8 protein-coding genes are annotated in these 13802 nt (G+C 47.2%); 6 read left to right on the top strand and 2 right to left on the bottom strand.

Annotated elements, in window-relative coordinates; translation table 11 throughout:
- Window positions 1–283: 283 nt before the first annotated feature.
- The 4 genes from abc-f (at window position 284) to ACFSVM_RS04710 (ending at window position 9290) form a co-directional block, all read left to right on the top strand.
- On the top strand, window positions 284–2203 hold the full coding sequence (gene abc-f / locus ACFSVM_RS04695) for a ribosomal protection-like ABC-F family protein (protein WP_090723359.1): 1920 nt from the start codon (window positions 284–286) through the stop codon (window positions 2201–2203).
- Window positions 2204–2654: 451 nt separating this feature from the next.
- On the top strand, window positions 2655–3689 hold the full coding sequence (gene pheS / locus ACFSVM_RS04700) for a phenylalanine--tRNA ligase subunit alpha (RefSeq protein WP_076311699.1): 1035 nt from the start codon (window positions 2655–2657) through the stop codon (window positions 3687–3689).
- Window positions 3690–3746: 57 nt separating this feature from the next.
- On the top strand, window positions 3747–6197 hold the full coding sequence (gene pheT / locus ACFSVM_RS04705; RefSeq protein ID WP_076311698.1) for a phenylalanine--tRNA ligase subunit beta: 2451 nt from the start codon (window positions 3747–3749) through the stop codon (window positions 6195–6197).
- 144 nt (window positions 6198–6341) lie between these two features.
- On the top strand, window positions 6342–9290 hold the full coding sequence (locus ACFSVM_RS04710) for a hypothetical protein (protein WP_090723357.1): 2949 nt from the start codon (window positions 6342–6344) through the stop codon (window positions 9288–9290).
- Between the two features lie 64 nt (window positions 9291–9354).
- On the opposite strand, the gene ACFSVM_RS04715 is transcribed toward ACFSVM_RS04710, so the two are convergent.
- Together ACFSVM_RS04715 and ACFSVM_RS04720 are read right to left on the bottom strand one after the other, a co-directional pair.
- Window positions 9355–9738, bottom strand: a complete 384-nt coding sequence (locus tag ACFSVM_RS04715; RefSeq protein WP_090723356.1) for a cytochrome C oxidase subunit II — start codon at window positions 9736–9738, stop codon at window positions 9355–9357.
- A gap of 229 nt (window positions 9739–9967) precedes the next feature.
- The gene (locus ACFSVM_RS04720; RefSeq protein WP_076311695.1) at window positions 9968–10321 is read right to left on the bottom strand and encodes a phage holin family protein; all 354 of its coding nucleotides are present in this window, start codon (window positions 10319–10321) and stop codon (window positions 9968–9970) included.
- 149 nt (window positions 10322–10470) lie between these two features.
- On the opposite strand from ACFSVM_RS04720, the gene ACFSVM_RS04725 reads away from it, so the two are divergent.
- A complete protein-coding gene (locus ACFSVM_RS04725; RefSeq protein ID WP_379260674.1) occupies window positions 10471–12834 on the top strand; it encodes an endonuclease MutS2 in 2364 nt (787 codons plus the stop codon).
- Between the two features lie 149 nt (window positions 12835–12983).
- Window positions 12984–13601 carry a hypothetical protein gene (locus tag ACFSVM_RS04730; protein ID WP_076311693.1) on the top strand — a complete coding sequence of 206 codons (618 nt, stop codon included), beginning with the start codon at window positions 12984–12986 and terminating at the stop codon, window positions 13599–13601.
- Window positions 13602–13802 lie beyond the last annotated feature (201 nt).

A 13802-nucleotide genomic window follows, 5' to 3' on the forward strand; every position in this document is an offset into this window, starting at 1 on the left:
AACTGTAAACCGATGGTGTAGCAGGTTAGCTGTATGCGGCTGACGTATCTAGGGACAAGTGTGCTTATTTCTATTGATGGGATACGTGTGGTTATTTGTGCTGTCTGTTCCGCGGCCTCGTGCTGGACTTGAACCGGTCAGCTCTGCTTGCTCACATACCGCAGGTGTATCTTTACCTGTTCTCCTATCCTCTAAAGTACGCTTCTTCTATAGATGAACGTCTAAGCCGCAGGCTCCTTGCCTGCGGTGTTTTAGCTTCTGTACAGAAAGAGGGAGATACGGTATGACAACACTTATTCATATGCGTGAGATTAGTAAGGATTGGAACGGAAAGAAATTGTTCGGACATGTCAATATGGAGGTTAATGAGAATGAGCGAATCGCTCTGTTTGGACGGAATGGTTGTGGCAAGACGACGCTGCTAAATATTCTGACAGGCAGTGAACAGCCGACGGAAGGTACATTAACCGTCCATCTTGAGTCTGAAGAAATCGGATTTATGCGCCAAGACTTTAAACCGGAGGAGCACCTGAGTGTTAAACAGATTGCCTATGCAGAGAGCGGAGGGTGGGGAGCCTTAAAAATGGATCTTCAGGAGGTGGAGGGAAGCCTCGCCTCTGAGGCAGATCCTTCTCCCGATTTGCTTCAGCGCTATGGTGAGATACTCGATCAATATGAAGCCTACGGTGGTTATTCGAAAGAAGCTGAGCTTGAGCGAATGATGACGCATCTCGGTATTAGGGAGGAGTTATGGGAACGCCCCTTCTCTTCTCTAAGTGGAGGTCAGAAGACCAGGCTGCGCCTATCTGCACTATTAACGAGAAAACCGAGGCTGCTTATTCTTGATGAGCCGACCAATCATCTTGATTATGAGAGCATGGTCTGGCTGGAAGGCTGGATATTGTCCTATACAGGCACACTTGTCTTTGTATCGCATGACCGGACCTTCTTGGACCGGGTAGCCACGAGCATCTGTGAGCTTACTCCGGAGGGGACTCATAAATATCCGGGAGGCTATGAGGAATACAAGGCGCAGAAGGAGCGCGAGCGCAGAGAGCAGGCGACGAAATATCGTCAGCAGGAGCTTGCCAAGAAAGCACTGGAGGAGTCTATTCGTAAATACCAGGAATGGTTTAAGATATCGCATCGAAACGCAGGGAATGTAACAGAGTCAAGAATTGCAGCAAGTTATTATAAGGCAAGGGCCAACAAAAATATATCAAGATATCATGCGAAGCAAAAGCAGCTTGAAAGGCTTGAGGGAGAACGGGTTGAAAGGCCGCGGGAAGGTCCTAAAGTCAGTGTGGATTTAAGGGAAGGGGAATTTGGGGCAAGGACATTTGTTCAGCTAAGAGACGTGGAGTACACTTACCCTGCTACTCAAACGCCTGTATTCTCAGGGATTAACCTGGTCGTTGAGCGCGGAAAGAGGATTGCTCTTCAAGGCGTGAATGGTGCTGGGAAAACGACGCTGCTAAAACTGATCACGGGAGAGCTGTCTCCACAAAAAGGAGAGGTGAACCTTCATCCTAAGACTAAAATAGGTTATTTTTCGCAGGAGCTTGAAGGTCTGCAGCCGGAGATGACTTTGCTGGACAGCTTGCTCATTAATCCATTCATGACACAGACAGAGGCACGGACCATGCTGGGTAATTTCTTGTTTTCACGGGATGACGTATTCAAGAAGATTGGAGATTTGAGCATGGGTGAGAAGTGCAGAGCAGCATTTATAAGACTGTACTTCAGCGGTTCCAATCTGCTCGTCCTCGACGAACCTACCAATTATTTGGACATTGATACTAGAGAAGTGATGGAGGAAGCGCTGCTGAACTACGAGGGTTCCTTTGTGTTTGTATCTCACGATCGGACGCTTGTCCGAAAGCTGGCTAATCAGCTGCTCCATTTGGGTAAGGATGAGCCTTTGCGCATATTTGATGGAACGGTACAGGAATATGAGGAGCATTTGGCTAGAAAAAATGAAACTCCCGAGGAGCGTGAGGAGGAAGATCTGCGGATCCAGCTGCAGCATCGTTTGAATGAATTGCTGACAGGGTCTAGTTACGATCAAGTGAACTCCGGGCAACAGGCAAATGTCGAATCTTATTATATGGACAGTGCTACACTGCAAGAAATCCGGGAGATTCGCTCACAGCTGGCAGCCTTGGAAAAGAAGGATAAGCGTTCTTCCCAACATAGAGGATAGCCTATTTTGATTACAGGACTTGCGAGAGAAGACGCATTTGCGTATAATAGTGTAGCAAACTAGGCAAGACTTAAAATGAACAAAATGCTTAGATGGAGAAGAGTACACAGTGCTTTTGAACAGGGAGGAAGCGCCAGAGATTGAGAGCGTTTCTACGAAATCAGGCTGTCGAAGTTCGCTCCGGAGCAGTTCCTTGAACATCAGATAGAGTATAGACGGTATGTACCGTATACTTTGTGTGTCAGTAGAGGATACCGGTTCACGTCCCGTTATGAGCGTGCTAAAGTGAGATTGAAATCGTAGAGCGGATATGGCTGAGAATAGCCTTATAACAGCTGTACATGAATCTAACAAGGGTGGTACCACGGTCTTTTCGTCCCTTCATCGGGAGAAAAGGCCTTTTTTTGTTTGATCAAAATCTTAGGGCATTTAAAGGAGGCTGCTGAACGTCATGAAAGAAAGATTGGAAGCTTTGAAGAACGAAGCGCTTGCTGAGCTGGCAGGCGTAAATGATGCACAGGCACTTGGCGATATAAGGGTGAAATATTTAGGTAAAAAAGGTGCGCTTACTGAAATTTTGCGTGGTATGGGCGCACTGAGTGCAGAGGAACGTCCGGTCATTGGACAGGTGGCAAACGACGTTCGTGGTGCTATCGAAGCTGTAATTGGAGAGAAGCAGGAAGCATTTCAAAGAGCAGAAACCGAGAAACGCCTGGCAAAGGAAACGATTGATATCACGCTGCCAGGACGCCGTCTGCCAGAAGGAGGGCTCCATCCATTAACGAAGGTTATCCAAGATCTCGAGGATATCTTTGTCGGTATGGGGTATCAGGTAGCTGAAGGTCCAGAGGTCGAAACGGACTATTACAACTTTGAAGCGCTCAACCTGCCGAAGAATCATCCGGCCAGAGATATGCAGGATTCCTTCTACATTACAGAAGATATTCTCATGCGTACACATACTTCTCCTGTACAGGTTCGTACCATGCTTGCGATGCAAGGTGAATCCCCTGTGAAGGTCATCGTTCCAGGTAAAGTATATCGTCGCGATGATGATGATGCTACGCATTCCTTCCAGTTCCATCAGGTAGAGGGAATTGTCGTCGGCAAAAACATTCGGATGAGTGACCTGAAGGGTACGTTGCTCCAGTTCGTGCGTGAAATGTTCGGTGCACATACAGAAATTCGTCTTCGTCCAAGCTTTTTCCCATTCACAGAGCCTAGTGTTGAAGTCGATGTTACCTGCATTAAGTGCGGGGGAGCTGGGTGTCGTTTGTGTAAACAAACCGGCTGGATTGAAATTCTAGGAGCAGGAATGGTTCATCCTAACGTACTTGAGATGGGCGGCTATGATCCTAAGGAATACAGCGGGTTTGCATTTGGTATGGGTGTAGAACGTATTGCGATGCTGAAGTATGGAGTTGACGATATTCGTCATTTCTATAACAGTGACCTCTCATTCCTGAAGCAGTTTGCCAGATTATAATTACATCTCCACAGGCTGAATTAGAAGCTTATATAAATAGAAGGAAGTGATCGTAACGTGAGAGTATCAACAGAATGGTTATCTGATTATATTTCTCTAGAGGGTGTTGCACCTCAGGATTTGGCTGAACGCATCACACGTGCGGGAATTGAAATTGATATTGTGGAAAATCGGAATCAAGGTGTGACCAAAGTTGTCGTCGGTTATGTAACCAGCAAAGAAAAGCATCCAGATGCAGATAAGCTGAACATTTGTAAAGTCGACGCTGGACTTGAGGAAGAGCTTCAGATCGTATGCGGAGCGAAAAATGTTGATGCAGGTCAGAAGGTTCCTGTCGCTCTTGTCGGAGCAAAATTGCCCGGCGGTCTTGAAATTAAAAAAGCCAAGCTGCGCGGCGCTCTGTCCCAAGGGATGATCTGTTCTGCCAAAGAGCTCGGGCTAAATGACAAGCTCTTGCCTAAAGAGCTGCAGGAAGGAATTCTTGTACTGCCGGCTGAGCTAGAAGTAGGAACACCGATTGAGCAGGTGCTGGGTCTTAACGATCATGTGCTTGAGCTTGATCTTACCCCTAACCGTTCGGATGCATTATCCATGATTGGTGCTGCTTACGAGGTTAGTGCTATTTTGAGCAGAGATATCACTTTACCCGTACCACAAGCAGAGCTTAATGAATCCGGCTCAGCGGCAGCAGACCATATCTCCGTTCAAGTCGATGCTCCTGAGCTGTGTACTCATTACTCGGCTAGATATATTAGTGGCGTAACGATTAAGCCATCTCCGCTATGGATGCAAAATCGACTGATGGCAGCCGGCATCCGCCCGATCAATAACATCGTGGATATTACCAACTACGTTATGCTGGAATATGGCCAGCCGCTGCATGCATTTGATGCGGATCAGCTAGCGGGAGGCCATATCGTTGTTCGCAAAGCCACAGAAGGCGAAACGATGATTACGCTAGACGATCAGGAACGTAAACTGAAAGACACGATGCTGCTGATTACAGATGGTGTTAAGCCGGTAGCAATTGCTGGAGTAATGGGCGGACAGAATTCCGAAGTTAAGAGTGATACAGCTAATATCTTGTTGGAATCAGCTAAGTTTGACGGTACTACAGTTCGCAAGACATCACGCGAACTCGGACTGCGTTCAGAATCCAGTCTTCGTTTTGAGAAAAATGTGGATCCTGGTTCTGTCATTCCTGCATTGAACCGTGCGGCATCACTGATCAGTGCTTATGCTGGAGGAAATGTGCATCCGGGAATCGTGGAGTCCACATCAGGCTCCAATGAAGAACGAGTGATTGCTCTCTCTGTGAGCAAAGTAAATAACTATCTGGGGACATCGCTCTCTGCTGAGGAAATTCATGCGATTTTTGATCGCCTGCATTTCTCATATGAAACGGCTCAAGAGAACGAGCTTCATGTCACTGTTCCAACACGTCGGGGAGATATTACTCGGGATGTGGATCTTATTGAGGAGGTTGCCCGTCTATACGGATACGATCATATTCCAACAACGGTAATTGAAGGACCTACGACTCCGGGATCACTCACGAAGCCTCAGGTCATCCGCAGAGCACTGCGTGGTCTCTTATCTAACGGAGGATATCAGGAGATGATCAGTTACTCCTTCGTTAATCCGGAGAGATCAACACAGTTCTCAGCCCTGACGGCAGGCAGCAAGTCTGTGAAGCTCGCCATGCCGATGAGTGAAGAGCTCAGCGTACTCAGAACAAGCGCACTTCCACAAATGCTGGAAGCTGCACAGTATAACCGTAATCGCAAGCAGGAGAGTCTCGCCCTGTTTGAGATCGGCAGTGTTTTCTATACAGAAGAAGAGACACTGACCAAGCAGCCTAAGGAAATTCCGGTGCTGTCTCTGCTCTTGTCCGGCAATCGAATTGAGAAGCAATGGAATATTACAGCTGAGAAGGTTGATTTCTTTGATCTCAAAGGTGCTGTGGAATCCATATTTGCATATCTCGGACTTGAAGGACGAATCAGCTACGCTGCGAATCAGCCGAAGGACTATCACCCAGGACGCTCGGCTTCCATTTATCTGAAGGTATCCGATGAGGAGCAGTTGCTCGTAGGAACACTTGGTCAAGTCCACCCTGAGCTTCAGCTGGCCTATGATCTAGGAGATACGTATATAGCCGAATTGTCACTTGAAGCCTTGTATGATGGGGCTCTTCCTCCACTTGTCTATCGTGAGCTGCCGCGCTTCCCAGCAGTTTCCCGTGATATTGCCGTGGTTGTAGAGCAATCGGTAGAAGCCGGCGTTTTGATGGCTTCGATCCGGGAGTCAGCTGGTGATTTGCTTCAATCTGTTCAAGTATTCGATATTTATACAGGGGAGAAAGTGGGAGAAGGCAAGAAGAGTATTGCCCTTGCACTAACATACCGTCACAAGGATCACACACTGACCGAAGAGGAAATTACGGCGGTTCATACAAAAGTGCTGACGGATCTGTCCGATAAAACCGGGGCTGAACTTCGCAAATAAGTTTTTTCCTGATTTACCCTTTATTTTTTGAGAAAAAAATTGCAGGAATTGCCCTAAGTCACATCGAATCCTTAAACATCAAGGTTCGATGTGATTTTTTTTCAACTTAGAATCAACAAGACAGACATGAAGGAGGGCACAACTGTGACTACACCTAATCGTACTCGCGTCACCGTAGACATCTACGGGACTTCTTATAAATTGGTCGGCAGCAGTGCCGAATATATGAAACAGGTTGCAAGCCTGGTTGACGAAAGAATGAATGCGATATCCAAGACCCATTCCAGACTGGATACACCGAGACTAGCCGTCTTGACTGCAGTACATATGGCTGAGGAATCCTTGCAGGTTCAACAGATCAAGAATGAGCTGAAGATGGTAACCGGTGAGAAGACTCAGCTGGGAAGCGAATTGTCGAAGCTTCAAGATACTTATGAACAGCAGATGGAGAAATTGAAGCAGCTTGAAGAAGCAAGAGCTGAGCTGGATAAAGAGAAGCAAAATGCACAGCAGGCACTCGCACAGCTGGAGAAGGCGCGTAATGAAGAGCAGCGTGCATTGAAATCGCAATTGGAAGAGGCACTGTCGAAGACACTCCTTCGAGAAGAGGAGCTGAAAAAAGCCGAGCAAAGTTATAACGAGCTCCTTAATCGTTCGCAGCAGAATGAGAAGAAGTGGCAGCAGCAGGCACAGCAGAAACAGAAAGAGCTGACAGAGCAGTTTGAAGCAAGGCGCAAGAATGAAATGGCTGAGCAGGAAGCAAGGCATAACAAGCTTATCGAAGAAGCTGCCTCCAAGGAGCGGGAGCTGCGGAAGCAGCTTGAGCAGAAGTCAGCACAAGCAGACAAGATTCTGCAGGAGCGGAATCAGCTAGAAGCAAGACTACAGTCAGAGAAGGCGGCTCTTCAGAAACAGCATGAGGCCAAGCTGAAGGAACTAACAGACCAAGCAGCAGCGAAGTATGCCAAGCTGGAGCAGCAATTGAATCTCAAAGAGCAAGAGTGGCAGAAGACGCTGAGCTCCAAGGAGCAGGAATGGAAGAATGCACTGAAGGTGAGCGAGGACAAGCTTGGGCAGCTTAATATCAAGATTCAAGAAGTGCGGACAGCAGCAGATGCACGGATCCTCACAGCAGAGGAGGAAGCAGAAGCGAAGTTAAGTGCGTTCAAGGAGGCACAGCTTCAAGAAATCGCATCTGTTAAGGCTCAGGCTGAAGCTGAAGCACAGCAGCAGGTTGATGAAATAACACAAATGCTGCTGGATGAAGAGGCCAAGGGTGCAGAGCTCCTCAACTTCAAGACTCAAGCTGAGGAACAAATCAAGGTGCTGGAGAAATCAGTTCATGATTTGAATCATCAGCTTCAGCAGGCTGACAGTGATCTTGCCGAAATAAAGGAAGCGTACGAGGAACGACTGAGCGAAGCGAAGAGCGAGATGGAGGAACGGCTTAAGGAAGCGGAGAGCTTGGCTGTTCAGGAAGCAGAGCGAGCTGAAGCAGCAGCTTATGAGCAGTATCGTGAAGAGCTCAACTCCGTTAAGGATGAGCTTATGCGTAAGTATATCGAGCGTGAACAGAAGCTCAAAGAGGAGCTTGAACAGCTCCAGCAGCAGCTTGAGGAAGAACGAGCTGAAGCGGATAACCAGCTAGAGGAGGCTCTTGCCCAGCTTGCCGAGGAAGAAGACAAGCTGAAGGAGCTTACTGGCAGATTGGAACAGGAGCAGACCCGCGTCTCCGAGCTTGAATCCTTTGCTTCACAAGGGCAGGATACGATTGCGAAGCAGACTCGCCGAATCCAGGAGCTTGAACAGCAGATATCCGATGTGAAGGATAACAGCTCGTCCCTTCAAGCCAAGCTGCGTACAGCAGAGCAGGAAGCGGCCAAGGCCCAAGAGACAGCTGAGCAGCTTAAGGTCAAAATTCAGGAAGCCATCGATAAAGAAGCTGCAAGCGCTGCTCAGCTTCGTAAGATTCAGGATCAGCATGCGGCGAGTCAGCGTGAGATCTCCAGTCTTAAGCAGGCTGGTGAGAAGGCCGAGCAGGAGCAGCGGCGACTACAGAAAGTGCTGGAGCAGGCTCATGCAGCAACACGACAATTGCAGAATGAGGTTGCGTCGCTGTCGGGCAGCGAGAAGAGCTGGAGAATGGCAGCAGAGCAGCATAAACAAGAGATCAGTGCCCTGGAGACAGAGGTTCTTGAAGCGACTGAACGTTTAGAAGTGACGCAAGCTGAACTTCAAAGTGTGCGCAGTGAGCTGGAGCATATCTCATCAGAGATGAAGCGTGTACAGTCTGAACGAGAAACACTATCCCAGCAGCTTCCTGAACTGCAGGAGCACTATGAAGCGCTTCGAGCTGATTATGAGCAGTCGGTAAGTCAGGAACAACAGTACAAGCAGCTCATTTCCGAATACGAACAAGAGCAGGCTAACATTCGCAAGCAATTGCTTGCGATCGAAGCTGAGCATGACAAAGTCAAGGAACAGATGTCGAAACGCCAATCCCTGCTGAATGAAGCGGAGGAAGAAGCCATTGAATGGCAGCTCAAATACGAGGAGCTTGAAGAAGCTGTATCCAAGCTGCGTGCAGAGCAGAACCAATGGAATGAGCATGAGAAGAGCTTAAAGACTGAGCTCGAGGAGTGGTCTCATAAGGAACAGCATTGGATGCTGCTTCAGGAAGAAGCCTTGCGTCAGAAGCAGGAATTCCAGTCGAGATATGAGAAGCTGGCAGCACAGCAGCAGGAATGGGAAGAAGATCGCAGCAAGTTAGCTGAAGAGGTCAGCAGCTGGCAGAAGCAGGTTGCTGCAGGAGACGGTCGGTTGGCTGAGCTGGAACGAGAGAAGGATGCAGCGATATCGAGCTTGAATTCCTTGCAAGGGGAGAAGAAGGCTCTTGAGTCTGAGCTCCAGGATGTTGTAGAACGATATGAGGTAACAGCACATCAGCTGCGCCTTCTAGAAGTGGAGCGTGAGATGCAGCAGGACAAGTCAGAGAATCTGGCTCATGAATATCGTCAGCTGCAGGATGAATACACGAAGCTTCAGACCGAGTATAACGAATGGATTGAACTGATTGAGCAGGATCAGAGCTGATTCATGCTATAGCAAAAGCCTGTCCTAACATCTAACAAGATGCTGGGACAGGCTTATTTGCTCATTATTCTTCAACTATAATCTTAGATATCATTGTGGAATGACCCGTACCGCAAAATACAGAACAAGCGATCTCAAACTCACCTGCTTCTTCCGGTGTGATGACCTTGGATGTTGTATCTCGATCAAGCTGGAGGCTAAGTCCGGGGACAATAATTCCGTGGTTCCCTTCTGCATTCTCATATACAACACGTACAGGCACTCCTTTTTTGATGCGATACTCTGGTTGATCGAATTCGTAATCTGTTGCTTTAATGACGATCTCGTCACTTGCAGCAACTTCAGGCTCAGTAATTCCGCTGCCTTGATTCTCCGCAGAGTCTTGTCCGCACGCAGCGAGCAAGAAGAGCAGCATCACGGTGCATAGCAGATAGCTGACTTTTTTCATCACGCAAGGCCTCCCAAAATAAAATCCATAATGTACTACCATGATACCTCAGAAGAATAGGGTTGTGCATTTCCTTATGTGAGAATTTTGCAAACAATTTGTAAGCACATCCGATAGTACTCATTAGAATGGGGAAGCAGATAAGTGAGAACTGTATCCAAGAAAAAAAGCCTCCTTATATTGATAAGGAGACTCTTTTCGAGTGTACAGATGATTTCACATCTGTTTCTTATTTTCGATTTCCTTTTGCTGCATCAAACGGGGTTGGTACAAAAATGTCGATAATCCCGATGACTAATGCTGCAAGGATGGCTCCCAGGATGCTGGCGGACACGTCGTCGACGATGTATTGAGACAGCCAGATCACGAGCGCACTCACCAAGAATCCGACGATACCGCGGCCAAAAGGTGAGACTCTTTTTCCGAAGATGCTCTCAATGACCCAGCCTAACAATGCGATGACAACGGCCAATATCAGCGCGCTGCCAAATCCGCCTACTGAGAAGCCCGGAACGATCCAGCCAACAAGTAACAATACGATTGCGGCTACAATAAACCGGACGATAGCTCCTAAAATGTTCATGATTTTGTCCTCCTTTTTTGATGAACAGACTCCGTATGCAATATTATTATGTAACAATCCCGCATTTCTTATGTGCGGCATCATTCTCAAATGGCACAAGTCCTGCTCTTTCGCTATAATACAAATAGAGCCCGAGAGGAGTTGTCACATTGGATTCAAAAATTTTGCATACGTTAGAATATCGTAAAATTTTAAATACATTATCTCTATACACGCAAACAGAGATGGGTAAACACAACGCTGAAAATTTAATTCCGATCAGCGATCTGGAGGAAGTTAAAAATTTGCTGTCTGGAACCGACCAGGCCGTCAATGTGGATCGGTTGAAAGGGATACCTTCATTTTCCGGTATTGTGGATATTCGTTCTGCAGTGAAGAGAGCTCGAATTGGTGGAACATTAAGTCCCCATGAACTGCTGTCCATCCATAATACGGTTCACACCGCACGGAGACTTAAACGCCTGCTGGATGGCATGCAGGAAGAAATTCAGATGGACAAGCTAATCTTCCTGAGTGAGCAGTTGTCTGAACAAAAACCACTTGAGGATGCAATTAAATTATGTATCGATGATTCCGCAGAAGTATTGGATTCGGCGAGCGCTAATTTGTCCCAAATCCGTCGTGAATTAAGAACGGGGGAGTCCAGAATTAGAGAGAAGCTCGATTCGATGATCCGTTCATCTTCGGTGTCCAAAATGCTTCAGGATCAGCTTGTCACGATTCGCGGTGATCGCTTCGTCATTCCGGTAAAGGCCGAATATCGTGCGCACTTTGGCGGGATTGTTCATGATCAATCGGGGTCAGGTGCAACGCTTTTTATCGAGCCCGAATCCATTGTTACTATGAATAACAAGCTTCGTGAAACGCGAATGCGCGAAGAACGTGAAGTTGAAGTGATTCTGCAGAAATTGACGGCTCTTGTTGGAGAACAAGCAGAATTGCTTGCCATCGATGTCGAATTGCTGGGGACATTGGATTTTATTTTTGCAAAAGCACGTCTCGCTCGGGAAATGAAAGCAACCTTGCCTATTATGAATGACCGTGGCTTCATGAAGATCAAAAAAGGTCGACATCCGCTTATATCTATAGATAAGGTTGTTCCAACAGATGTAGAACTAGGAAATTCGTATACATCGATCATTGTTACCGGTCCCAACACCGGTGGTAAGACCGTTACGCTCAAAACGGTAGGGCTCTTAAGTCTGATGGCCATGTCCGGCTTATTCGTATCCGCAGAGGATGGGAGCCAGTTATGTGTATTTGATGCCATCTATGCCGATATCGGTGACGAGCAGAGCATTGAACAGAGCCTCAGTACTTTCTCAAGCCACATGACGAATATCATTCGAATATTGTCGGAAATGACACCGAAAAGCCTTGTGCTCTTTGATGAGCTTGGGGCTGGTACCGATCCTTCAGAAGGCTCTGCACTCGCAATAGCCATCCTTGAACACATTCATTCCACAGGCTGCCGCTTGATTGCAACGACTCATTATAGTGAACTGAAGGCTTATGCTTATGAACGCAAAGGTGTCATTAATGCGAGTATGGAATTTGATGTCAATACGCTGAGTCCGACCTATAGGCTATTGCTTGGTGTTCCAGGACGCAGTAATGCATTTGCCATCGCAGAACGTCTGGGACTTCCGTCTGATATTCTTGATTATGCCCGCGGGGAAGTCAAAGAAGATGATCAGCGAGTAGAGCACATGATTGCTTCGCTGGAGCAGAATCGCCTGACAGCAGAGCAGGAGAAGGAACGTGCCGAGAAGCTGAGAAAGGATCTGGAGCAGCTTCGTGATCATCATGAGCGGGAGATCAGCAAGCTCGAGGAACAGCGGGACAGACGCATTGAGAAGGCGGAGCAGGAGGCACGGGAGATCATTGCCAAAGCTCGTCAGGAATCAGAGCAAATTATTCGTGATCTACGTAAGCTGGCGCTTGAGGAAGGAGCTTCTGTTAAGGAGCACAAGCTCATCGCCGCACGCAAAGCATTAAGTGATGCTGAACCAGCCGAGCGCATGAAAAAAATTAAAAAAGCGGCTCAAGCTCGGAGAATTGAACCTGGTGACGAAGTTAAGGTGGCCAGTTTGAATCAGAAAGGTCATGTCGTTGAATTAGCCGGCAAAGAGGCCTTGGTTCAGCTCGGTATTATGAAAATGAAAGTAGCACTTACCGATTTAGAGTTAATCGATACACCGCAGGCTCAAAAGCAAGGGGCGGGAGCGACAAGACATGTAACAGGAGTCAAGCGTACTCGGGATGAGCATGTCAGATCAGAGCTCGATCTCAGAGGTGCTAATCTCGAAGAGGCTTTGGTTGAGGCAGACCGATTTATTGATGAAGCCTTCATGGCGAATTTAGGTCAGGTGTACCTTATTCACGGCAAGGGTACCGGTGTTCTCCGTTCAGGCATACAGGAATATCTTCGCAGGCACAAGAACGTTAAGAGCTACCGACTGGGCAACTACGGAGAAGGCGGTACAGGAGTTACCGTTGCTGAACTGAATTAAATAACCTTGTTACAGGAGGCACCCATGAAAAATTTGATCAGGGTTCTGTTTGCTGCGGCTGTCATTTTTTTCGTAGCAGGGGTCGTGTATATGATAAATGGGTAATAGGCGAAGATGAGAATGGGATAAGAAGAAAGGGTTGAAATAGAGTGGAAACTACTGTATGTCCATGGTGTCAAACTGAAATTGTATGGGATGAGGAGCTAGGACCTGAAGAGGAATGCCCTTATTGTAATAATCCCCTCACACTGGAGGGAACGGCTGAAGTCGAAGAAGATACGTTGAAGGAGGAAGCTGACCAGAGCAACTCCAAATCCGAGTCATTAGAAGGATATCGGACGCTAAATGTGACTCTTACCGAGGATGAAGAGGAACTGCTTCATACGGAGTCTAATCAGGCAAACGAATCGGACGAAGATTATAGTAACCTATGGGAGGACGAAACGGATACAATACTTCCAAGTGTAAGAGCACTGGATACGTATGAAGATTCTGGTCTGAACATGGCGAAATATGGAGAGACGGTTCAATCCATATTGGATCAACAAGAGGAAGTCCCTGAATGTCCGAACTGCCGTGAGTTTATGCTCCATGCAGGGGTACAGACGGTGAAGAAGGATCAATTTGCTGCTGCCAAATCTGCGCTTCATCCATTAGAGGCGCCATTTGGAATCCAGATGTACGTATGTCCTGCTTGCTTCACAACGACACATAGTCTGGCAACCGAAGATCGGCTGCGTATGGTGAAGCGGCTTAGCTCACAGTAACAAGTCATTTATTCTCAATTTTATGAACCTAAGCACATGACTGCTTCGACGCAGCATGTGCTTTTTTTTATGCAACCACATCCAATATATAGTAAATATTTGAACAGAACGATTTTTTCACAGGAGAGGACATATTAAGATTTGATTATTTCTGCAGGCACATGCTTGTGCTCTTCAGCTATATAACAAAATTTGTGGAGG

Source organism: Paenibacillus shunpengii (assembly GCF_042684905.1).
Taxonomy (GTDB): Bacteria; Bacillota; Bacilli; order Paenibacillales; family Paenibacillaceae; genus Paenibacillus; species Paenibacillus shunpengii.

Coding starts and splice junctions, on each gene's coding strand:
- ACFSVM_RS04715 (WP_090723356.1), bottom strand. CDS start 9,738: ATGAAAAAAGTCAGCTATCTGCTATGCACCGTGATGCTGCTCTTCTTG.
- ACFSVM_RS04720 (WP_076311695.1), bottom strand. CDS start 10,321: ATGAACATTTTAGGAGCTATCGTCCGGTTTATTGTAGCCGCAATCGTA.
- pheS (WP_076311699.1), top strand. CDS start 2,655: ATGAAAGAAAGATTGGAAGCTTTGAAGAACGAAGCGCTTGCTGAGCTG.
- abc-f (WP_090723359.1), top strand. CDS start 284: ATGACAACACTTATTCATATGCGTGAGATTAGTAAGGATTGGAACGGA.